Genomic DNA, 20,583 nt, shown 5'->3' on the forward strand with positions numbered 1-20,583 from the left:
TGCTTATTCGGCTGCCGCGAGCTTGTCCTGCGTTCTGGTTTCGAAGTCGCTGGCGTCGTGACGCTCGTGCAACTGGCTCGACGGGTCGCCGGAGAGGCGGTTGACCATCCGGCCGCGCTGCACGGCGGGCCGGCTGTAGATAGTGTCGGCCCAGCGCAACACGTTCTTATAGTCCTCGACCTGCAGGAATTCGCCCGCCCCGTAGCTCCAACCCTTCACCAGGCCGCCGTACCATGGCCAGATGGCAATATCGGCGATCGTATAATGGCTGCCTGCCACATATTCGCTTTCGGCAAGACGGCGATCGAGCACGTCGAGCTGACGCTTCACTTCCATGGCGAAGCGGTCGATCGCATATTCGATCTTGACGGGCGCATAGGCGTAGAAATGGCCGAAGCCGCCGCCGAGATAGGGCGCGCTTCCCATCTGCCAGAACAGCCATGACAGGCATTCTGCGCGTTCGGCCGGCTCAGTCGGCAGGAAGGCGCCGAATTTTTCGGCGAGATAGGTGAGGATGGCGCCGGATTCGAAGACGCGGATCGGCTTCGGCCCGCTGCGGTCCATCAGCGCCGGAATCTTGGAGTTGGGATTGACGGCGACAAAGCCGCTGCCGAACTGGTCACCCTCGCCGATCTTGATCAGCCAGGCGTCATACTCAGCACCGCTATGGCCAAGGGCCAGCAGTTCCTCGAGCATGATCGTGACCTTCTGGCCGTTCGGCGTTCCGAGCGAATAGAGCTGCAGCGGATGACGGCCGATCGGAAGCTCCTTCTCATGTGTCGGTCCCGCTATCGGGCGATTGATATTGGCGAATTGGCCGCCATTCGCCTTGTTCCAGGTCCAGACTTTCGGGGGGATATAGTCGGAGGTACCGCTCATCTTTCAAACTCCTGGCATTGATCGGACAGAGCGCGACGCCTGTTGGGTCGCCGCATTTTTCCTGACATAGCAGAGGTGATGAGGGTTTGTCACAGCTGTCGGAATGGTTTCACGCAAACGTCAGAGCTTGGCAGAGTTGCGGAAAATGACCGGTTCAGGCCGCGCCCTCGCCTTCATGGTTGACCGCCGTCCTGGTGCCGGAGGAGAACATGATCAGGGCGAAGAGCGGTTCGCTGCCGAGCGCGCGCGCCCAGTGCCTGACGTTGCGGGGGATGCGGATCGCATCGCCGGCTTCGAGCCGATAAAGGGCGTCGCCAAGCTTGTGCTCGCAACTGCCTGAAACGACGTAAAGGATCTCCTCGCAATCGGGATGCGAGTGCAACTGGTTGCGCTCGCCGGGACTGATGCGGCAGGTGCCGAAGGTCATCTCGGCGCCGGGCGTGCCGTCGCCGGTGATCTTCCAGTTGAGTTCGCCCCAGGAGGTCGGCATGAATTCGCCGCCGGCTTTCCTGAAAATGATGTCGGTCTCGTTCAAGACTGTGCCTCCGGTCAAAGATTGGAAGTGACGCCGGCATCCGTGCGTCTGTAGAATTCGAAGAGCTTCATGATCTCGCGGGCGATTTCGAGCGTGCCCCTTGATATCTGCGTGCCGGCAAGGATCGCGTCGGTCAGGTGCAGGATTTCGGGCACATAGCCGAGATAGAAGAGGTTGTTGTTGTAGAGCTGGCCGAGCGAATGTTCGGGCTCATAGAACAGCGCCGCATTCTCGTCCGGCTGGATGAAGCTTGCGGCGCGGCCGTAGGACGGCAGGTCCGCCTTGCGGAAATAAGTCAGTCGGCTGCCGTTCTCGACAATGGCGTTTGCGCCTTCGCCGATGACTTCGACCCGCTCGAAGATGCTGCCGCCCGACTGGCCAGCGGCAAAATGCAGCGTGCCGATCGCGCCGGAGCGGAAGCGCAGGCTGGTGACGCTCGCGCCCGTCAACGGCTCCCATTCATAGCCAGCGCGCTCGATCTCACCGCCGAGGAAATTGAGGATCGCGCCCGGATGGTAGATATGGTCGAGGAAACTCTGCATCTTGACGAGATCGGCGCGGTCTTCCGGTCTCGGCAGGCTCTGGGGATAACGGACGTTGATCGAGGTCAGCCTGCCGAAACCGGGCGAGCCGATCAGGTCCTTGAGCTTCTCAATCGTCGGGAAGAAGGTTTTCTTGAGGCCGGTCATCACCATACGGCCGGCCGCCGTACTTGCCGCCTGCAACCTTTCGATATCCTCCAGGCTCGCAGCCGTCGGCTTTTCCATCCAGACGTGGGCGCCCGAGGCAAGTGCGTCGAGCGCAAGGTCGGTCGCCTGCACCCGGCCGTCGGGATGATAGGCGGTGACGAGGAAGACCAGGTCCGGCTTTTCCCACATGAGCATCTCGCGATGGTCGGTATAGGCTTTGCCGGCGCCGAAGAGTTTGGCGAATTTCTCGGCGCGGCCGATATCGAGATCGCAGATGCCGGCGAGGTCCACGGGCGCATAGCGCAGCGCCGGATAGACATTGCGGTAGGCATGGCCGCCGGCGCCGATGAAGCAGGCCTTGATGCGGTGATCGAATTCGAAATTGTAGCGGATTTCCCGCTGGACATGATGCGACATGGTCAGCCTTTGATTGCTCCCTGCGTCAGCCCCTCGGTGAAACGGCGCTGCATCAGGATGTAGAGAAGAATGATCGGCAGGAACGAAATCACGGTTCCCGAGAAGACCAGACGGTAGTCGGAAGCATAGGTGCTGACGAAACGCACCAGCCCGAGCGGCAGCGTCTGCACTTCGGGGCTGATCAGCACGATCAGCGGCAGGAAGAAGTCGTTCCAGGTGGAGAGCGCGGTGATGATGACGAGCGCCTGCACCGCCGGCGTCGAGATCGGCAGAAAGACCTTGGTGAGGATCTGAAAATGCGAGGCGCCGTCGATCCTGGCGGCTTCGATCAGATCGTCGGGCACGCCGATAAAGAAGCTTCGCATCAGGAAAATGCCGAAGGGAATGCCGTTGCTGACCTGGACCAGCACGATACCAGCAAGCGTGTTGACGAGGTTCAGCCCGAAGAGCACCTGGTAGAGCGGGATGACGATCGCCTGGACCGGCACGGTGAGGCCGAGGATGAAGGCATAGAACAGCCATTCCCGGCCGGGGAAACGGATCTTGGCAAGGGCATAACCAGCCGGCGCGCAGGTGACGAGCGAGAGGGCGACGACGCCGACGAGGTTGATGAGGCTGTTGCCGACGAGGTCGCCGAAACCGCCGATCTGCCAGGCGTCGAGATAATTCCGCCACATCAGGTCGGCGGGCCAGGTGAAGGGATCGGCCCGGCCGATCTCGGCCTCGGTCTTGAAGCTCGATATCAGCAGCCAGACGAAGGGGGAGAGGATCAGGATCAAGACCGGGGTCAGCGCCAGCGCCACCGGCCATTCGCGGCTGCGCACACTCATTGGGAGAGCCTCGCGCGCCAGCGGTTGAAGACGATGGTGATGGCGATCGCAAGCAGGCTGAGCAGGATGCAGAGCACCGCCGCAAGCCCGTGATCCTGGGACTGGAAGGCAAGCCGGTAGATATAGGTCGTGATCAGCTCGCTCTGATAGAAAGGCCCGCCGTTGGTCATGACGAAGACCGTGGCGAAGCCCTTCAGGCCGTTGATCATCGCCAGCGAGACGACGAAGGTCATGACCTCGCGAAGCCCCGGCAGCGTCACATAAATCAGCTTCTGGAAAGCGTTGGCGCCGTCCACTTCGGCCGCGTCATAGAGCGAGTGGTCGATATTCTGCAGGCCGGCGATGAAGAGCAGCATGTAAAGGCCGAACCCCTGCCACGAGCTTGCGACATTGACGGAGAACAGCACCAGGGCGGGATCGGAAAGCCAGCCTTGGGTGAAGGCGCCGAGGCCGATCCTTGTCAACGCCGTGTTCAGCAGCCCGAAAAACGGGTCGTAGATATTGGCCCAGATGACGCCGACCACGGCAAGCGAGACCAGATGCGGCAGGAAGAAAGCGGTGCGGAAGAAGACCTGCGTGATCTTGAGCCTGCTGACCGCAAGCGCCAGCAGAAGGCCAAGCCCGCCTGCCATCACCACGTGGTAGGCCAGCCAGATGAAGGTATGGCCGAGGCTCTTCCAGACGATCGGATCCTGCGCCGCCTTGGCGTAGTTGTCGACGCCGACGAAACTCGCGGAGGTATTGAAGCCGGCGGAACTGTTGAAGCTCAGCCAGAAGGTGGCAGCGATCGGCAGCAGCGTGAAGAGGGCATAGAGAGCGAGCGCCGGCGCCATCAGCCAGAATGCGGTGCCGGCATCGCCATCGGGCGAAGCCGAGCCTGCCGCCCGGCGTTTGGACATAGGGGCGGGCTTGCCGCCCGTATGTCCCGCCATGGCAGGTGCAGTGCTAAGAGGAGCCACGGCCTTGCTTCCCGGCGTTTCTGGAATGGCCACTATTTCGCCTCTATCATCTTCGCCTGGATCTGCTTCATGCCGTCCTCGCCGCCGATCTGGCCGGAGATGAGACCCTGGATGACCTGGAAGTAAGTGTCGAGTACGGGGCCGGGCAGATAGACGCTCGGATTGTAGCCGACGCCGCCGGCGGCTGCCGCGAAGATATCTTTGAGAACGGGGGTCGGTGGTTCTACGCCGGGGATTTCACGCGGATAGATCATCGTGCTTGCCGGGTCCTGCGCCCGCTTTTTCATCACCGCATCCGACAGCATGAAGTCGATCCACTTCATCGCAAGCTCCGGCTGCTTGGAGTTAACCGGCACCAGCCAGCTCCAGCCGACGCCGCCGGTCGGGATATCAGCCCCCTTGATGTCGGAAGGCATGGGCGCATAACCGGCATTGGCGAGGTCATAGCCGGCCTTGCGGGCATTGGCGGTGAACCAGGGGCCGGCAACGAACATGGCGGCGCGCTTGTTGAACCAGAGGCGTGAGGCGCCGTCGAGGTCGAGACCCGCCATTTCCTTCTTGATGTAGCCCGCCTCGACCAGCTTCTGCAGCCGGATGGCGCCGGCGGCGACCGAAGGATCGCTGAAGGCGATCTCGCGGCGCAGCGCCTTGCCGATCACGTCCTTGCCGCTCGCCGATTGCAGGAGATTGCCGAAAAGATGGCCGGCGCTGCCCGGCGTGCGCGGACCGATGGCGATCGGCTGCAGGCCGCTTTGCTCGATCGACTTCATCAGCGTTTCGAACTCGGCCCAGGTCGCCGGGATCTTCCAGCCCGCCTGCTCGAAAAGATCCTTGTGATACCAGATACCGAGGGCATCGAGCCCATCGGGAACTTCGTAGATTTCCCCGCCGAACTGGCCTTTCAGTTCGGTGTAAAGCCAGGGGTAGATCTCATCCTTCCAGCCGCGCTTTTCATATTGTTCGGTGAGCGGCATGACCTGCTTGGCATTCTTGACGACGCTGACGCGGCCGATGCCCGAATTGGTGAGGATTACATCGGGGCCGGCATCCGACTGGATCGCTGCCTGCACCGCGCCGTTGCTGATCGTGCCGGTCGGCGGCATGAATTCGACTGTCACACCGGGATTGGCCTTTTCGAAATCGGCCTTGATGCCGTTCCACAACTGGGCGACCAGCGGTTCGGTGATCTGTTCCGGACCCCACATCTTCAGGGTCTCGGCATGCGCCGGTGAACTTGCGGCGATCATCGCCGCCAGTGCCGTTCCGCGGGCAAGAAATTTCAGCATTGTCCCTCCTCCTGGGCCGCTCCACGGCCACGTTTTTCGCTTGTTGAAAAGGAGACCCCCCTCTCCTTCATTCCATCAGGCCACGGGTGTCGCGATCTTTCAAATTCGCTTCCACGCTTAGGTTTTTGGTTTCCGCATGTCGTAACCGCAAAACCGCTGCACACTTTTGCGCGACTGCTTTAGCGCGCCGGATTTTCCTTCTGAAAGCGCGCCATGACGGCCTGCTGAACGTCGCTGATATGCGCGTGCATCAGCGCCTTGGCGCGGGTTATGTCGCGCGACCGGAAAGCCTGCAGGATCTGATCGCGCTCCTCGGCTGCCCGCTCGGCGAGATCGCGGCTCTCATTGGCGATTGAGCGGCAGATCTGGATTTGCAGCGCGAGCCGTGCCAAGGTTTCGACCAACGGGGCGCTTCCCGAAAGCTCGGCAATCGTCTCGTGGAATTCCTTGTCGCGGATGCCGTAGGTCGCCATGTCGCCGCGGCGCAGCGCCGCCACTGCCTCATCCAGAATACGTTCGAAACCGGCGATATGCCGGTCGCTCATCTGCGGAACGGCGAGCTCGACGGCGAAACACTCGAGCGTCTTGCGCAGCTCGTAGAGGTCGTCGATCTCCTTGGGCGTGAAGCTGCGTACGAAGAAGCCGCGATAAGGCTTGATCTCGATCAGCCCTTCCTTGGCAAGCGTGCCGATCGCTTCGCGGAATGGCGTGCGGCTGACCTGCAGGCGTTCCGTCAGTTCCTTTTCGTCGATGGAGACGCCGCTCGGCAGTTCGCCGGAAACGATCAGCCGAACGATTTCCTCGTAGATCCGCTCTCGAAGGGTCAGGTGGCGCGGTGCGTTCATGGTCTCCACTTCCGTCTGGCATTCGCGATTTAAGTATGCAATATACGGAAGAATATACAATATGGAAAATATACAACGGGGAATTTTGTTGGAAGATCAGCGGGAGCTGGACCAAAAGGGGAGGAACACCAATGGGAAAGGTCTATATCGTCGGCACCTCAGACACCAAGGGCGCTGAACTGAACTACGCCAGGGAGGTGGTTCTTTCAGCCGGAACCGAGGCCGTTCTGATTGATGTCGGCACGCTTGGTGAGGGTGCGGGCGCCGATATTCCAGCGCGCGACGTCGCGGCATTTCATCCGGATGGTGCTGCGGCCGTGCTCGGGCAGACTGACCGGGGAACGGCGGTTTCGGCCATGGCCAAGGCGCTGACGGGTTACCTGAAATCACGCAACGATATCGGCGCTGTGCTCGGCCTCGGCGGTACCGGCAATACTGCGCTGGTGACCGAGGCGATGCGGGCGCTTCCGATCGGCCTGCCGAAACTGATGGTCTCGACGGTGGCCTCAGGCAATGTGGCGCCCTATGTCGGCCCGAATGATCTGACCATGATGTATTCGGTCGTCGACATCGCCGGTCTGAATGCGATTTCACGCAGAGTGATCGGGAATGCGGCCAATGCCGCGGCCGGCATGGCCCGCAACCCCGTTCCCGCCTCCACGGATGATCGGCCGGGCATCGGCATGACCATGTTCGGCGTCACCACGCCTTGCGTGACCCAGGTCCGCGAGATGCTCGGCAAGACCCATGAAGTCTACGTCTTCCATGCGACCGGCGTCGGTGGCCAATCGATGGAGAAGCTCGCTGAATCAGGTCTGCTGCAGGGCGTGATCGACGTGACGACGACCGAGGTTCCCGATCTCCTTGTCGGCGGCGTCTTTCCCGCGACCGAGGATCGCTTCGGCGCAATCATCCGCACCGGCCTGCCCTATGTCGGCTCGGTCGGCGCCGTCGACATGGTGAATTTCGGCGCGCGGGAAACGGTGCCGGCGGCTTTCCGCGACCGCAGGCTTCACGTCCATAATGCGCAGGTGACCCTAATGCGCACCACGCCGGAGGAAAACGGCAGGATCGGCGCTTTCATCGTCGAACGGCTCAACCTCATGCAGGGCCCGGTCCGCTTCCTGCTGCCGCTTCAGGGCGTCTCGGCAATCGATGCCGTCGGTCAGCCGTTCCACGATCCGGAAGCCGACGCCGCGCTGTTTTCCGCCATCCGGACCGGCTGGCGCGACGCGCCAAACAGACGTCTCGTCGAGATAGATACCCATATCAACAGTCCGGAATTTGCCGCGACACTCGTCGCCAGCTTCCACGACATCCCTGCCTGAGGAGAGAGTTTTGTCCCGTATCGATAGAAACGACATTCTGAACAAGCTTCGCCGCAAGATCGCCGAGGGCCGGCCGATCATCGGCGGCGGCGCCGGCACGGGCCTTTCGGCCAAGAGCGAGGAGGCCGGCGGCATCGACCTGATCGTGATCTATAATTCCGGCCGTTATCGCATGGCCGGGCGTGGCTCGCTGGCCGGCTTGTTGGCCTACGGCAATGCCAACGAAATCGTCAAAGAAATGGGCCGCGAGGTGCTGCCGGTCGTGCGCCACACGCCGGTGCTTGCCGGCGTCAATGGCACCGATCCCTTCATGCTGCCCGATCACTTCCTCGACGAATTGAAGGCTATGGGCTTTGCCGGCGTCCAGAATTTTCCGACGGTCGGGCTGATCGACGGAACGTTCCGCGCCAATCTCGAAGAGACCGGCATGGGCTTTGAGCTGGAAATCGACATCGTCGCCCGTGCGAACGCTAAGGATATGCTGACGACACCCTATGTCTTCAGCAGCGATGACGCCGCCGCCATGACCAAGGCCGGCGCCGATATCGTCGTCTGCCACCTCGGCCTGACCACGGGAGGCGCGATCGGCGCGGAAACGGCGCTGACGCTTGACGGATGCGTGGAGAAGATCAACGCATGGTCGGACGCCGCGAGGTCGGTACGCGACGACGTCATCGTGCTCTGCCATGGCGGCCCGATCGCCATGCCGGCGGATGCGGCCTACGTGCTGGCCCGTTGCAAGGGATGCAACGGTTTCTACGGCGCAAGTTCGATGGAGCGGCTGCCGACCGAGGTCGCCATCCGCGCGCAGGTCGAGGACTTCGCCAGGATATAAGCGCGGTTGGACCGGCCGCATGCCAGCCGCCGGCGCCTCGTTGTGGGGCGCCGGCATGTGAATCTCGATGGTTGACGACATCGCGGTAAAACTATTGCCGACGGCCATGCCGCCAACTGAACGATCAGCCGCGAGCCCATTCCGAAGACGACCGCCGTTCATGCGTTGCGATGCCGCGGCATTTGTGTTTGATATCGGTCAAAACGGAGGTCGCGGGTGCCGGTATGATCGGTGCGGCTATTCGCATTCGGGATATCGGTTTCAATGTATCGAACGATCATCTGCGGCATCGGCATGGGTTCCCGGGAAACGGCAATCCGCCTCCTGCGTCGGGCGGCGGCGCTGTTGGACCACGGCGGCAACATTGTCGTCTTGCATGTCATCGAGAACATTCCGCACCGCCACCTCATGGATCTTCCGGAGGAGTTCGAAACGACGGCGATGGCCGAGGCTGAAAAGAAGCTCGTATCGCTCTGCAGGGAACTGGGTGTTCCGGCAACTATCGAGGTTCGCATTGGCGTTGCGGCCTCCATGCTCGTATCGGCCGCCGCTGAAAAATCGGCCGATCTCATCCTGCTGTCATCGCATGTCACCGATATCACCGACTACGTCTTTTCTTCGATTGTCGAAAAGGTCATGCGTCGCGCGGGATGCTCGGTCCTCATCGATCGGCGTCCCGATCAGCCGCAGGAAGACGAAGCCGTTTTCTGAGTCTCAGGGCCTCCCCTCCCCGCCGGCGCCTTGACAACCTATATCACAGCCAAATCAACGGCAGAATTGGCTGCCTGAGCGGAGACATGCATGAGCCAGGATCCCTATGAGCTTCTGGGCGTGAAACGGGATGCGTCGCAAAAGGATATTCAAAGCGCGTTCCGTAAACTTGCCAAAAAATTGCACCCCGACCTGAACCCAGGCGACAGGAAGGCCGAGGAACGTTTCAAGGAAATTTCGACCGCCTACGAGATTCTGAGCGACGAAGAAAAGCGCGGACGCTTTGACCGCGGCGAGATCGATATGACAGGCGCCGAGCGGGCGCAGCGCAACTATTATCGCGACTATGCCTCGGCCGGCGGCGCCGATAATCCCTATCGCAACAGCGCCGGCTTTGCCGACTTCGGCGATGCCGATGACATTTTTGCGAGCTTCTTTTCGCGCCGTACCGGCGGCGGCCGGGCGCGCAGCCAGGGCCAGGACCGGCGCTTCTCCATGGAGGTCGATTTTCTCGAGGCCATCAACGGCACCAGAACCGAGGTCAAGCTCCCCGATGGCCCCGCGCTCGAGGTCGGGATCCCGCCAGGAACGCGCGACGGCCAGACTTTGCGGTTGCGCGGCAAGGGTGAACCGGGCATCGGCGGCGGGCCGGCGGGCGATGCGCTCATCGAAATTCATGTGCGCCCGCACCGTTTCTTCACGCGCGACGGCGACGACATCCGCCTCGAGCTGCCGATTTCGCTCAGCGAAGCGGTGCTCGGCGGCAAGCTTCGCGTCCCCACGCCTTCCGGCCCAGTCAATCTGACGCTGCCGCCTCATTCGAACACCGGGAAAGTCCTGCGCCTGAAGGGCAAGGGCGTTCCGAAACGCGGCGGCGGGCATGGCGACATCTACGTCACCTTGAAGATCGTGTTGCCCGACCAACCTGACGAACGGCTGCCGTCCCTGGTGAAGGAGTGGGCGGCGGCGCATCCATACGATCCGAGGAAGAACATGGAGGCCTGATCATGGATGATCATGAGTTCCGTCTTTACTTGAAAATCGATGTGGTCCAGCTCGATTTCTGGGTCGAACAGGGTTGGCTGATCCCTGAGACCTCAGGCGAAAAGCGACAGTTTCGCGATGCCGATGTCGCCCGCGCCCGGTTAATTCTGGATCTCATGGGCAATATGGGCGTCAACGAAGCCGGCGTCGACGTCGTCATGGATCTGGTCGATCAGCTTCATGGAATCAGGGGAACAATGAGTCAGCTGATGACCGCCATCTCCAGGCAGGAACGCGATGTCCAGCGGCGGTTGTTAGAATGTCTTGAGGATCTCGAACAGTTTTGACTAGGCCGCAGCTCGTGTCTATGTCGTGAACCAATAGCGGACGATGTGGAAGAACAGCGGCGCGGCAAAGGTGATGGAGTCGAGACGATCGAGCACCCCGCCATGGCCCTCGATCACATAACCCCAGTCCTTGGCGTTGAGATCGCGCTTGATGGCGGAGAGCACGAAGCCGCCGAAGAAGCCGGCGACGACGATGACGGTGCTGACGGCTGCGGCCTGCAGAGGCGAGAACGGCGTCAGGCGATAGAGCAGCGTTCCCACCAGTATGGCCGATGCGCCGCCACCGAAGAGGCCTTCAAGCGTCTTCGATGGGCTGATGTTCGGCGAGAAGCGGTGTTTCCCCAGGAGCTTTCCCCAGACATACTGGAAGACGTCGCTGAGCTGCACCACGATGACGAGATAGACGAGCAGCAGGGCGGGCGGCGTGCCGGTCTCCAGCATCAGGAGCGCGGGGGCATGGCTGATCGAATAGACCGTCAGCATCAATCCCCATTGCACCCTGGCGGTGCGCGCCAGGAATTCGTTTACGTCGCCCGTCAGGGTCGCCACTGCCGGCAGGATTAGGAATGCATAGACCGGGATGAAGATCGAAAAGAGGCCGTACCATAGAGTCCCGAGCAGCACATATTGCACCGGCAGGACAACGAAGAAGGACAGGAAAAGCGCCAGGTGATCGCCGCGCCGCGATGGCGTCAGCGTCCAGAATTCGCGCAGTGCCATGAAGGACAGGAATGCGAACAGGACGACCACAGCGGTGTCGCCGAGCAGGATCGCACCGCCGAATATCGCGACCATGATCCACCATGAGCGGATGCGGGCATTGAGGTTATGCACGGTGGCGACGGATCCGGGCTCGGTCGCGCGCCGCTGAAGGATGAAACCAGTAGCGGAGGCGACGGCCAGCAGGCCGAGGATTGCGGCAAGCACGATGGAGAAAAAGCTGCTCATGCGATGTGCTTTCCGTCCGCTAACTCGATGACTGCTGCACGGGCGCGGGCCAGGAATGCGTCCTTTCCTTCGCCCGGTTCGACGCGCAGCGGCTTGCCGAAGCGGGCCGTGCAGGTGATCGGCACGATGAGCCAGCTTCCCTTCGGCAAGATGCGCTGAAGATTGTCGAGATGGATCGGCACGAGATCGACATCGGGGAAACGACAGGCAAGACGATAGATGCCGCTGCGGAACGGGGCGATCTCCTCGCTGGAGCTTCTCGTTCCTTCCGGGAAGATCAGGACCGAGCACCCCTCCTCCAGCAGGCGCTCGACCGGCTCCAGCGGGTTGCTGTCGGGCAGAGGCTTGCGGTCTATCAGGACGGCGCGCAGGCCTTTCTCGGCAATGAAACGCCGAAAGGCGCTCGTTCCCCAGTAATCGCGCGCCGCGACCGGGTGGGTCAGCCGTCGCACCGGCCACGGCAGGGCAGCCATGACGGCAACAGTATCGACATGGCTGTTGTGATTGGCGAAATAGATGCGGCGGCGAAGGTCGGGCGTACAGCCCCGCCACTCGCTTCGGGCGCCGACCATGATCCGCACGAACAGCACGAGAAGGCGACGGACGAGGGCGATCGCCCAGGACGACGACCGGCTCGCGATCGGCCGCCGCGAGGCGTCTTCTTCTTCACCCATTTCAATTTCCCCAACCCAACGGTTCTATGCATAGCGTGCCGGAGTTGTCGCGCCAAGCCCTGCAGATCCGGCCCGAGAAGCACGGCGGCACCGGGCATGCAGACCTAGGACGTCTCGTTCATTCAGCCAGGCTGCTGCGGCCGATTAGCCTGATTTTTGACCCGGTTCACTGCTTGACACGTTTTTAGGCGCTACTATGATTTTTGAACCAGCTGGTAAAAAAAGGGGAACAATCAATGACCAAAGACATGTTGATTTCACGCCGGGCAGTGATCGCGTCGGGCATTGCGCTTGGCGTCAGCGGCTTCGCCTCGCTAGCAAGGGCGGCTGCGCCCCTGAAAGTTGCCGGCATCCATGCGTCGCCGGTTGAAAATGCCTGGAACTCATGCCTGCACAAGGCCCTCCAGGACGCGGCCAAGGACGGAGTCATCGAATATGTCTTCTCCGAAGGCGTCTCGGGCACCGATTATCCCCGCGCCATGCGCGAATATGCCGAACAGGGCAACAAGCTGATTATCGGCGAGGCCTATGCCGTGGAGAAGGAGGCCCGTCAGGTCGCGGCCGACTATCCCGATACCGCTTTCGTGCTTGGTTCGAGCGGCGAGCAAGCCGGCGACAATTTCGGTGTTTTCGGCACCTGGAATCACGACGGCGCCTATCTCGCTGGCATGCTTGCGGGCAAGATGACCAAGTCGAACATCGTCGGTTCGGTCGGCGCCATTCCGATTCCCGAGGTCAACATGCTGATCAACGCCTTCGCCGCCGGCGTCAAGGCGGTCAACCCTGATGCAAAACACCTCGTCGCATTCATCGGCACTTTCTTCGATCCGCCGAAGGCCCGTGAAGCTGGCCTTGCCCAGATCGACGCCGGCGCCGACATCCTGTTCGGCGAACGCATCGGCACGGCCGACGCCGCCAAGGAACGCGGCATCAGGTCGGTCGGCTCGCTGATCGATTATACGCCGCGTTATCCGGATACGGTCTTCGCCAATGCCATGTGGTACTTCCGTCCGATCCTGAATGCCGCGATCGCCGATGTCGCCGCCGGCAAACCGGTGGGCCGAAACTACACATCCTACGGCCTGATGAAGGAAGGCGGCAGCGATATCGTCTTCGTCAAGGGCGTGGCGCCTGCCGAGGCGGAAGCCGCGATGGAAGCCAAGCGCGCGGAGATCAAGGCCGGCACCTTCGAAGTTCCGAAGATGATGGACGAGCCGAAGTAGTTCGGTCCATGCAGGGCGACGCAACGGAGCTGGCGGCAGCGATCAGGCGCGGCAGCCTGAGCGCTGCGGAAGCGATGCAGGCCTCTCTTGAGAGAGCTGCACGGCGTGAGTCGCTCGGCGCGATCGCCTATCTCGATGCCGCCATGGGCCTCGCCGCCGCACACGCCAGCGACCGGGAGCGGCGGAGCGCGCCGGATCATTTCTCTGCCCGGCCCTTTGCCGGCGTGCCGACCTTGGCGAAAGATCTTGGCGGTCCCTTTCGAGGGCTGCCGGTCACGGCGGGTTCCCGCCTGTTGGAAAGAAAGGGCGGCGAAACCGATTCCGATCTCGCTTTTCGCTTTCGCGACGCCGGCTTCTGCCCGTTTGGCCTGACGACGAGCCCGGAATTCGGTCTATCGCTCGCCAGCGAACCGGCAATTGGACCGGTCTGCCGCAATCCGCTCGATCCGGCGCGCACCGCTGGCGGTTCATCCGGCGGCGCGGCGGCAGCGGTTGCTGCCGGAATCGTCGCGATCGCCCATGCCACCGACGCCGGCGGCTCAATCCGTGTGCCTGCCGCCTGTTGCGGCCTCGTCGGACTGAAGCCGACCCGCGGCGCCATTCCCGGCGGTCCATCCTTCGGCAACCACCTCGCCGGTATTGCCAGCGAACTGGCGGTCTGTCGCTCGGTGCGGGATACGGCGCTGATTTTCGACCGGTTGAGCGGCAATTCCCGCGGACCCGTTCCGGATCCCGCCCCCACCGATATCGACAACGGCCGTCTGCGGATCGGCCTGCTGACCGATACCGGGCCGACCTATCCGACCGAGGGTAGCCGGCTTGCCGCCGTCGAAGACGCGGCGCGCATGCTGGAGAGCGACGGACACGTCATCGTTCCTTTGGCGTGGGCCGATTTCGAATGGAGCATCGCCGCCAGCCGCCGCGCCTTTGCCGATATCGTTTCCGTCAACCTTTCCGCACTCATCGAGGCGGCGGCTCTTGAGGAAAGCAGAGCCGAGCCTCTCACGCAGGCTTTCGCGGCGCGCGGCCGGGCGCTTTCGGCGTCTATGCTCTGGAACACGCTGAACGATGCCGTTCTGGTGAGCCACGCCCTTTGGGCACTGTTCGATAAGGTCGATTGCATCCTGATGCCGATGCTTGCATCCGCGCCTCTTGCGATAGGCTCCTTTCCGTCCGATCATGCCGACACGAATTTGCATCTCGAACGCATGGCGGCATTTGCGCCGGTTGCCTGTCTGGCCAATATCTCAGGTTTCCCTGCTTTGACGCTCCCTTTCGGACAGGATGAGCACGCCATGCCGCTGCCGGTGCAACTCATAGCGTCGATGGGCCAGGAGCCACGCCTCCTGTCGCTGGCGGCACGCCTGGAGGCCGAGGCGCTATGGCAGCACCGTTTTCCGGTCGCAGGATTGGCGACATGACCGGGCCTGTTCTGGAAATTATCGGTGTCAGCAAACGCTTCGGCGACAATCTCGCCAATGACGATATTTCCATGACGCTCGCGAGGGGCGAGATCGTGGCCCTGCTCGGCGAGAATGGTGCCGGCAAGACGACGCTGATGAGCATCCTTTTCGGCCATTACATGCCGGACGCCGGGCGAATTCTGATCGAGGGCGCGGAGGTGCCGCAGGGAAAGCCACGCGCGGCAATCCGCGCCGGTGTCGGCATGGTGCACCAGCATTTTTCGCTCGCCCCCAATCTGACGGTCCTCGAAAATGTCATGACCGGCACTGAAAAACTGTGGTCCTGGCGGTCGGCAACATCGGCGGCGCGCAAGAAGCTCCTGGCGATTTCCGAACGCTTCGGCCTCACGGTCGACCCGGAAGCCCGCCTTGGCGATCTGTCGGTCGGCGAGCAGCAGCGGGTGGAAATCCTCAAGGCACTCTACAACGACGCCCGCATCCTGATCCTCGACGAGCCGACGGCGGTGCTGACCAACATCGAGGCCGAGCGACTGTTCACGACGCTCAAGGAGATGGCCCGCCAGGGCCTGTCGTTGATCTTCATTTCGCACAAGCTCGATGAGGTCATGGCGGCGGCCGACCGCATCGTCGTCTTGCGCGGAGGCAAGATGGTCGCCGAACGCAGGGCATCGGACACGAGCAAGGTGGAGCTGGCTGAATTGATGGTCGGACGCCGCGTGACACGGCCCGTTCGCGAACCATCGACACCCGGCGCCGTTGTCCTCGAAGCTGCCGGTGTAACGGTGCGCACGGGCGGGGTCGACCGGCTGAAATCGATCAGCTTTCGGCTGCATCAGGGAGAGGTCCTCGGCATTATCGGCGTTTCCGGCAATGGCCAAGCGGCGTTGGCGCATGTTCTGTCGGGTACGCTGGCGCGCAGCGCCGGCGAGCTCAAGCTGTTCGGGGAAACCATCGGCAATCTCGGCGTCGCCGATGTCGTCGAAGCCGGCATCGGCCGCATTCCCGAGGACCGCAACCACGAGGGTGTGATCGGCGAAATGGCGATCTGGGAAAACGCCGTGCTGGAGCGGATCGCCTCACCGGCCTTTTCGCGCCGTGGTCTCGTCAACCGCAAGGCGGGCATGGCTTTCGCGAGGGAGATCATTGACGGATTCGACGTTCGCGGCGGCGGCCCGGCAATTCGCACTCGGCTGCTTTCCGGCGGCAATATGCAAAAGCTCATTCTCGGGCGCAGCCTGTATCGACGGCCGCGTATCCTGATTGCCGCGCAGCCTGCCCGCGGCCTCGACGAAGGTGCAGTCGCCGCCGTGCACGCACGCCTGCTCGAAGCCCGCCGGCAGGGAACCGCCGTGCTGCTGATCTCGGAGGATCTTGACGAGGTGATCGCACTTGCAGACCGCATACAGGCGATCGTCGGCGGCCGCCTGTCGCCGCCCGTCGAGGCTGAAGACGCCGACGCCCGCAGGCTGGGGCTGATGATGGCCGGTGAATGGCAGGAAACTCCAGGGGCCGGCCATGCGATTTGAGCGCCGCGAGCACCGCCCGCTTTCCCTGCTGATATTCACGCCTGTCGTTGCGGTCATCGCAGCGCTGGCTCTGGCGGGCATCCTGATCGCGATTGCCGGCGCGCCCGTTCTCGATGCCTACCGGCGCATCCTGACCGGCGCCTTCGGCTCGCGGCTTTCGGCGACCGAAACACTGACGCGGGCAACGCCGCTGATGTTGACCGGGCTTGCGGCCGCCGTCGCCTTTCGGGCGCGGCTATGGAATATCGGCGCCGAGGGCCAGTTCTACCTCGGCGCCATCGCCGTCGCTGCGGCGAGTTCGAAGCTACTTGGCAATCTCCCCGCGCCCATCCTCATCCCGCTCCTGCTGCTGATCGGCGCCGTCGCCGGCATGGTGCTGATCCTGGTTCCGCTGTGGCTCAGGCTGCGCTTTTCCGTCGATGAGGTCGTCACCAGCCTGCTCCTGAACTTCATCGCCGTGCTTTTCGTCTCGATGTTGATCGACGGCGTTCTCAAGGATCCGCTCGCCTTCGGATGGCCGCAATCGCAATCCGTCAGCGATCACGCCATGCTGCCGAAACTGCTCGCCCGATCGCGCCTGCATATCGGCTTTGCGATCGCGATCGCTCTTGCCGTCGTCGTCCATTTCGTCCAGTCCCGCACCGTCTTCGGCATGCAGTCCCGCGCTGCGGGCCTCAATCCTGCCGGTGCGGTCTTCGCAGGCGTGCCCCTCGGCAAAACGCTGGTGAAGGTCGCCTGTCTCTCCGGCGGGCTTGCGGGGCTCGCCGGCGCAATCGAGGTGATGGGCGTCAAGGGTTACGTGACGACCGATCTGTCGCCCGGTTTCGGTTACGCCGGCATCGTCGTCGCCATGCTTGCCAACCTCAATCCGCTCGGCGTCGTCTTCGCCGCGATTTTTACGGCCACCATGTTCGTCGGCGCCGACGGCATGAGCCGTGGCCTCGGCATTCCGACCTATATCGCCGATGTGACGGTGGCGCTGTCGCTGCTGACGATGCTGATCGCGTTGTTCTTCACCCAGTACAGGATCCGGCGATGACGCAATTGTTCGACATTATCGCCTCCGCCGGCCTCTGGGCGGCGATCCTGCGGATCGCCACGCCGCTGATCTTCGGCACGCTCGGCGCCCTGCTGTGCGAACGGGCGGGCGTGCTCAATCTCGGCATCGAAGGCATCATGACCTTTGGGGCGATGATCGGCTGGCTTTCCGTCTATCATGGCGCCGATCTCTGGACCGGCCTGCTGATTGCCGCGATAGCCGGCGGCGTCTTCGGCCTGCTGCATGCGGGGCTGACAGTGACGCTCGGCCTCTCCCAGCATGTCTCCGGCCTCGGCGTCACGCTCTTTGCGTCAAGTTTCAGCTATTATGTCTTCCGGCTGATCGTGCCGCTTGCCAACACTCCGCCGACCATCGCGCCGTTCCAGCCGATCGCCATTCCCGGCCTCTCGACGCTACCGTTTATCGGCCCCGCCTTCTTCACGCAAACCGCGCCGACCTATCTTGCGATGCTGATCGCCCTCTTGATGGCCTACATCATCTTCCGCACGCCCGTCGGGCTTGCGATCCGCATGACCGGCGAGAACCCGCATGCGGCGGAAGCGCAGGGCGTCAACCCGATGAAGGTGCGTTACGGCGCAGTCATTATCGGCAGCGCACTGATGGGAATGGGCGGTGCTTTCCTGACCTTGTCGGCGTTCAACAGCTTCTTCCCGACCATGGTGCAGGGACGCGGATGGATCTGCATCGCGCTCGTTGTCTTCGCCTCCTGGCGCCCGGGCCGCGCGCTTTTCGGCGCCCTGCTCTTTGCCTTCTTCGATGCCTTTCAGCTTCGGCTGCAGACCGTGCTGAGCGGGCTCGTGCCTTATCAGCTCTTCCTGATGACGCCCTATATCCTCTCCATTGCCGCGCTTGCCGTGATGGCCCGCCGCGCCCGCGTTCCGCAGGCGCTCATGCAGCCCTATCGCCGCGGCGAGCGCTAAAACCACCACATCCAACGAGGCTCCGATGTTCGATCTGATCGTCCGAAACGCAAATCTTCCCGATGGCCGCAGCGGCATCGACATCGGCATTGAGGGCGGCAGGATCGCTGCCGTCGAGGGTAATCTCCAAGCTCAAGCGGGCGAAGAAATCGACGCCACCGGCAGGCTGGTCAGCCCGCCTTTCGTCGATCCTCATTTTCATATGGACGCTACCCTGTCGCTCGGCCTGCCGCGCATGAACGTCTCCGGCACTTTGCTCGAAGGTATCGCGCTGTGGGGCGAGCTGCGCCCGATCGTGACGAGGGAAGAGCTGGTCGATCGTGCGCTGCGCTATTGCGATCTGGCGGTGACGCAAGGCCTGCTCTTCATCCGCAGCCATGTCGATACCAGCGATCCCAGGCTGGTGACCGTCGAGGCGATGATCGAGGTCCGCGAAAGGGTCGCGCCCTATATCGACCTGCAACTGGTCGCCTTTCCGCAGGACGGTTATTACCGTTCGCCGGGTGCAATCGACGCACTCAACCGCGCCCTCGACATGGGCGTCGACATCGTCGGCGGCATTCCGCACTTCGAACGGACGATGGGCGAAGGGACGGCCTCGGTCGAGGCGCTCTGCCGCATCGCTGCCGATCGCGGCCTGCCGGTCGACATGCATTGCGATGAAACCGACGATCCGCTGTCGCGCCATATCGAAACGCTGGCGGCTGAGACCATCCGCTTCGGCCTGCAGGGACGTGTCGCAGGCTCGCATCTGACCTCGATGCACTCGATGGACAATTATTATGTCTCCAAGCTTATCCCGCTGATGGCGGAGGCTGAAATCAACGTCATCCCCAATCCACTGATCAACATCATGCTACAGGGCCGGCACGATACTTACCCCAAGCGCCGCGGCATGACCCGCGTGAGGGAATTGATGGATGCGGGGCTGAATGTCTCCTTCGGGCACGATTGCGTCATGGATCCGTGGTATTCGATGGGATCGGGCGACATGCTGGAGGTCGGCCATATGGCGATCCATGTCGCGCAGATGGCCGGCATCGACGATAAGAAGAAGATCTTCGACGCGCTGACAGTCAACTCGGCGAAGACGATGGGACTTGCAGACTACGGCCTGGATAAGGGATGCAACGCCGACCTCGTCATCCTCCAGGCGCGCGACACGCTGGAGGCGCTGCGGCTGAAGCCGAACCGGCTGGCGGTGATCCGCCGCGGCAAGGTCATCGCCCGCTCGGCGCCGCGCATCGGCGAGCTTTTCCTGGATGGGCGTCCGGCCCGGATCGACGGCGGCCTGGATTACGCACCGCGCTATTGAGACGTATCGACGCCTGCTCGGCGAGCTGTGATGATCCAGGCGCGGGAGTCGAAGAACACCCCCTCCGGCGTCATATGCGCCTCCAGCAAATCGCGCAGTCGCTGCAGCGCTTTGCCGGGCGGTTCACCGGTATGCGCAAGCGCGTCCTTCACAAGATAAAGACCGGCGAGCGCATCAGACGCCGCATTGACATCTGGTCCATAGAAGACCGGCTCTCGCACCTCGATAAAGTCAATCGAGGCAAAGCCTGCTGCGCGCATAAGGTTGGTCGCAACAGCGGGATCACTGAGCGAAAAGGGATCGGGAGTATCCGTAGAAACCGCAGCCGGCGCCGCCAGGGCTCGGCGGATGGCGCCGGACCACTCGTTTCGCTCCGCGCTCTGCCACACCATCCACACAAGGCGCGCGCCCGGACGCATAGCCCGACCGATGTTGGCTAAGGCCGCTGCCGGATCGGCAAAAAACATCACGCCGAACCGGCTGATGCAGAGGTCGAAACTGGCAGCCGGAAAGGCGTGGAATTGCGCGTCTGCCTGCTCGAACACCACATTTCGCAAACCCTCCGCAGCGCTCCGTCGCCTTGCGATCTGGAGCATCTCTACGGAAATATCCACACCGACCGCTTCTCCTTGAGACGCGGCGCGGGCGGCTTCACGCGTCGTCTGCCCCGCACCGCAGCCGATATCGAGCACCCGGTCATCCGCGCCGACATCGGCAGCATCCCGAAGGTGCCGGTTATGGCGCGCCAATTCTGCATCGTAAAAATCGGCACGATCGAACGCCATGACACTGACTCTGCTTCGCGTGAGCTTCGATCATCGGTTTGATGAGAATGCCGGAGTTCCTCC

At 62.5% G+C, this 20,583-nt stretch carries 21 protein-coding genes; 11 read left to right on the top strand and 10 right to left on the bottom strand.

Translation table 11 applies throughout. The annotated features are described in order from the left end of the window. Positions 1 to 3: 3 nt before the first annotated feature. From yghU to NXC14_RS29310, 7 genes are all read right to left on the bottom strand, one after another. Positions 4 to 879, bottom strand: coding sequence for a glutathione-dependent disulfide-bond oxidoreductase (yghU, locus tag NXC14_RS29280; protein ID WP_085781519.1), 876 nt, complete (start codon positions 877 to 879; stop codon positions 4 to 6). Positions 880 to 1,033: 154 nt separating this feature from the next. Then, a complete protein-coding gene (locus tag NXC14_RS29285) occupies positions 1,034 to 1,414 on the bottom strand; it encodes a cupin domain-containing protein (protein ID WP_085781520.1) in 381 nt (126 codons plus the stop codon). 14 nt (positions 1,415 to 1,428) lie between these two features. Then, complete coding sequence (locus NXC14_RS29290) at positions 1,429 to 2,520, bottom strand: Gfo/Idh/MocA family oxidoreductase (RefSeq protein WP_085781521.1); 1,092 nt, start codon at positions 2,518 to 2,520, stop codon at positions 1,429 to 1,431. Between the two features lie 2 nt (positions 2,521 to 2,522). Beyond that, a complete protein-coding gene (locus NXC14_RS29295; protein ID WP_085781522.1) occupies positions 2,523 to 3,350 on the bottom strand; it encodes a carbohydrate ABC transporter permease in 828 nt (275 codons plus the stop codon). Next, complete coding sequence (locus NXC14_RS29300; RefSeq protein WP_085781523.1) at positions 3,347 to 4,282, bottom strand: sugar ABC transporter permease; 936 nt, start codon at positions 4,280 to 4,282, stop codon at positions 3,347 to 3,349. Before NXC14_RS29300 ends, NXC14_RS29295 begins: the two co-directional genes overlap by 4 nt. A 59-nt stretch (positions 4,283 to 4,341) precedes the next feature. Continuing rightward, positions 4,342 to 5,595, bottom strand: coding sequence for an extracellular solute-binding protein (locus tag NXC14_RS29305; RefSeq protein WP_085781524.1), 1,254 nt, complete (start codon positions 5,593 to 5,595; stop codon positions 4,342 to 4,344). A gap of 179 nt (positions 5,596 to 5,774) precedes the next feature. Beyond that, the gene (locus NXC14_RS29310; protein ID WP_085781525.1) at positions 5,775 to 6,440 is read right to left on the bottom strand and encodes a GntR family transcriptional regulator; all 666 of its coding nucleotides are present in this window, start codon (positions 6,438 to 6,440) and stop codon (positions 5,775 to 5,777) included. 131 nt (positions 6,441 to 6,571) lie between these two features. Here NXC14_RS29310 and NXC14_RS29315 point away from each other — a divergent pair, with 131 nt between their 5' ends. The 5 genes from NXC14_RS29315 to NXC14_RS29335 all read left to right on the top strand — a co-directional run bounded on the left by NXC14_RS29315 (position 6,572) and on the right by NXC14_RS29335 (position 10,645). After that, positions 6,572 to 7,768, top strand: coding sequence for a Tm-1-like ATP-binding domain-containing protein (locus NXC14_RS29315; RefSeq protein ID WP_085781526.1), 1,197 nt, complete (start codon positions 6,572 to 6,574; stop codon positions 7,766 to 7,768). Positions 7,769 to 7,778: 10 nt separating this feature from the next. Beyond that, positions 7,779 to 8,603, top strand: a complete 825-nt coding sequence (locus NXC14_RS29320) for a phosphoenolpyruvate hydrolase family protein (protein ID WP_085781527.1) — start codon at positions 7,779 to 7,781, stop codon at positions 8,601 to 8,603. A gap of 264 nt (positions 8,604 to 8,867) precedes the next feature. Then, positions 8,868 to 9,314, top strand: coding sequence for a universal stress protein (locus NXC14_RS29325; protein WP_085781528.1), 447 nt, complete (start codon positions 8,868 to 8,870; stop codon positions 9,312 to 9,314). Positions 9,315 to 9,404: 90 nt separating this feature from the next. Then, on the top strand, positions 9,405 to 10,319 hold the full coding sequence (locus NXC14_RS29330) for a J domain-containing protein (RefSeq protein ID WP_085781529.1): 915 nt from the start codon (positions 9,405 to 9,407) through the stop codon (positions 10,317 to 10,319). A gap of 2 nt (positions 10,320 to 10,321) precedes the next feature. Beyond that, a complete protein-coding gene (locus tag NXC14_RS29335; protein WP_085781530.1) occupies positions 10,322 to 10,645 on the top strand; it encodes a chaperone modulator CbpM in 324 nt (107 codons plus the stop codon). Between the two features lie 18 nt (positions 10,646 to 10,663). Here the strand turns inward: NXC14_RS29335 and NXC14_RS29340 are convergent, their stop codons facing one another. Both NXC14_RS29340 and NXC14_RS29345 read right to left on the bottom strand, forming a co-directional pair. Next, positions 10,664 to 11,593, bottom strand: coding sequence for a phosphatidate cytidylyltransferase (locus NXC14_RS29340; RefSeq protein ID WP_085781531.1), 930 nt, complete (start codon positions 11,591 to 11,593; stop codon positions 10,664 to 10,666). Further along, positions 11,590 to 12,267, bottom strand: a complete 678-nt coding sequence (locus NXC14_RS29345; protein ID WP_245362255.1) for a lysophospholipid acyltransferase family protein — start codon at positions 12,265 to 12,267, stop codon at positions 11,590 to 11,592. Before NXC14_RS29345 ends, NXC14_RS29340 begins: the two co-directional genes overlap by 4 nt. Before the next feature lie 236 nt (positions 12,268 to 12,503). On the opposite strand from NXC14_RS29345, the gene NXC14_RS29350 reads away from it, so the two are divergent. Genes NXC14_RS29350 through NXC14_RS29375 form a run of 6 tightly spaced genes read left to right on the top strand, consistent with a single transcriptional unit; the run spans position 12,504 to position 19,735 of the window. Continuing rightward, a complete protein-coding gene (locus tag NXC14_RS29350; RefSeq protein ID WP_085781532.1) occupies positions 12,504 to 13,490 on the top strand; it encodes a BMP family protein in 987 nt (328 codons plus the stop codon). 8 nt (positions 13,491 to 13,498) lie between these two features. Next, the gene (locus tag NXC14_RS29355) at positions 13,499 to 14,911 is read left to right on the top strand and encodes an amidase (protein WP_085781533.1); all 1,413 of its coding nucleotides are present in this window, start codon (positions 13,499 to 13,501) and stop codon (positions 14,909 to 14,911) included. Further along, positions 14,908 to 16,440, top strand: a complete 1,533-nt coding sequence (locus NXC14_RS29360) for an ABC transporter ATP-binding protein (protein ID WP_085781534.1) — start codon at positions 14,908 to 14,910, stop codon at positions 16,438 to 16,440. The genes NXC14_RS29355 and NXC14_RS29360 overlap by 4 nt, the downstream gene beginning before the upstream one ends. Beyond that, complete coding sequence (locus tag NXC14_RS29365; RefSeq protein ID WP_085781535.1) at positions 16,430 to 17,479, top strand: ABC transporter permease; 1,050 nt, start codon at positions 16,430 to 16,432, stop codon at positions 17,477 to 17,479. The genes NXC14_RS29360 and NXC14_RS29365 overlap by 11 nt, the downstream gene beginning before the upstream one ends. Then, positions 17,476 to 18,420, top strand: a complete 945-nt coding sequence (locus NXC14_RS29370) for an ABC transporter permease (protein ID WP_085781536.1) — start codon at positions 17,476 to 17,478, stop codon at positions 18,418 to 18,420. The genes NXC14_RS29365 and NXC14_RS29370 overlap by 4 nt, the downstream gene beginning before the upstream one ends. Positions 18,421 to 18,445: 25 nt before the next feature. Then, a complete protein-coding gene (locus NXC14_RS29375) occupies positions 18,446 to 19,735 on the top strand; it encodes an amidohydrolase family protein (RefSeq protein ID WP_085781537.1) in 1,290 nt (429 codons plus the stop codon). Here NXC14_RS29375 and NXC14_RS29380 read toward each other — a convergent pair. After that, the gene (locus tag NXC14_RS29380) at positions 19,729 to 20,520 is read right to left on the bottom strand and encodes a class I SAM-dependent methyltransferase (protein WP_085781538.1); all 792 of its coding nucleotides are present in this window, start codon (positions 20,518 to 20,520) and stop codon (positions 19,729 to 19,731) included. The genes NXC14_RS29375 and NXC14_RS29380 overlap by 7 nt on opposite strands. Positions 20,521 to 20,583 lie beyond the last annotated feature (63 nt).

The organism is Rhizobium sp. NXC14, assembly GCF_002117485.1.
Lineage (GTDB): Bacteria > Pseudomonadota > Alphaproteobacteria > Rhizobiales > Rhizobiaceae > Rhizobium.

Bases quoted from the DNA above. Each gene is read 5' to 3' on its own strand.
- yghU (WP_085781519.1), bottom strand. From the start codon at position 879: ATGAGCGGTACCTCCGACTATATCCCCCCGAAAGTCTGGACCTGGAAC.
- NXC14_RS29325 (WP_085781528.1), top strand. From the start codon at position 8,868: ATGTATCGAACGATCATCTGCGGCATCGGCATGGGTTCCCGGGAAACG.
- NXC14_RS29355 (WP_085781533.1), top strand. From the start codon at position 13,499: ATGCAGGGCGACGCAACGGAGCTGGCGGCAGCGATCAGGCGCGGCAGC.
- NXC14_RS29380 (WP_085781538.1), bottom strand. From the start codon at position 20,520: ATGGCGTTCGATCGTGCCGATTTTTACGATGCAGAATTGGCGCGCCAT.
- NXC14_RS29335 (WP_085781530.1), top strand. From the start codon at position 10,322: ATGGATGATCATGAGTTCCGTCTTTACTTGAAAATCGATGTGGTCCAG.
- NXC14_RS29315 (WP_085781526.1), top strand. From the start codon at position 6,572: ATGGGAAAGGTCTATATCGTCGGCACCTCAGACACCAAGGGCGCTGAA.
- NXC14_RS29340 (WP_085781531.1), bottom strand. From the start codon at position 11,593: ATGAGCAGCTTTTTCTCCATCGTGCTTGCCGCAATCCTCGGCCTGCTG.
- NXC14_RS29330 (WP_085781529.1), top strand. From the start codon at position 9,405: ATGAGCCAGGATCCCTATGAGCTTCTGGGCGTGAAACGGGATGCGTCG.
- NXC14_RS29290 (WP_085781521.1), bottom strand. From the start codon at position 2,520: ATGTCGCATCATGTCCAGCGGGAAATCCGCTACAATTTCGAATTCGAT.
- NXC14_RS29345 (WP_245362255.1), bottom strand. From the start codon at position 12,267: ATGGGTGAAGAAGAAGACGCCTCGCGGCGGCCGATCGCGAGCCGGTCG.
- NXC14_RS29360 (WP_085781534.1), top strand. From the start codon at position 14,908: ATGACCGGGCCTGTTCTGGAAATTATCGGTGTCAGCAAACGCTTCGGC.
- NXC14_RS29350 (WP_085781532.1), top strand. From the start codon at position 12,504: ATGACCAAAGACATGTTGATTTCACGCCGGGCAGTGATCGCGTCGGGC.
- NXC14_RS29300 (WP_085781523.1), bottom strand. From the start codon at position 4,282: ATGGCGGGACATACGGGCGGCAAGCCCGCCCCTATGTCCAAACGCCGG.
- NXC14_RS29305 (WP_085781524.1), bottom strand. From the start codon at position 5,595: ATGCTGAAATTTCTTGCCCGCGGAACGGCACTGGCGGCGATGATCGCC.
- NXC14_RS29370 (WP_085781536.1), top strand. From the start codon at position 17,476: ATGACGCAATTGTTCGACATTATCGCCTCCGCCGGCCTCTGGGCGGCG.
- NXC14_RS29310 (WP_085781525.1), bottom strand. From the start codon at position 6,440: ATGAACGCACCGCGCCACCTGACCCTTCGAGAGCGGATCTACGAGGAA.
- NXC14_RS29295 (WP_085781522.1), bottom strand. From the start codon at position 3,350: ATGAGTGTGCGCAGCCGCGAATGGCCGGTGGCGCTGGCGCTGACCCCG.
- NXC14_RS29365 (WP_085781535.1), top strand. From the start codon at position 16,430: ATGCGATTTGAGCGCCGCGAGCACCGCCCGCTTTCCCTGCTGATATTC.
- NXC14_RS29375 (WP_085781537.1), top strand. From the start codon at position 18,446: ATGTTCGATCTGATCGTCCGAAACGCAAATCTTCCCGATGGCCGCAGC.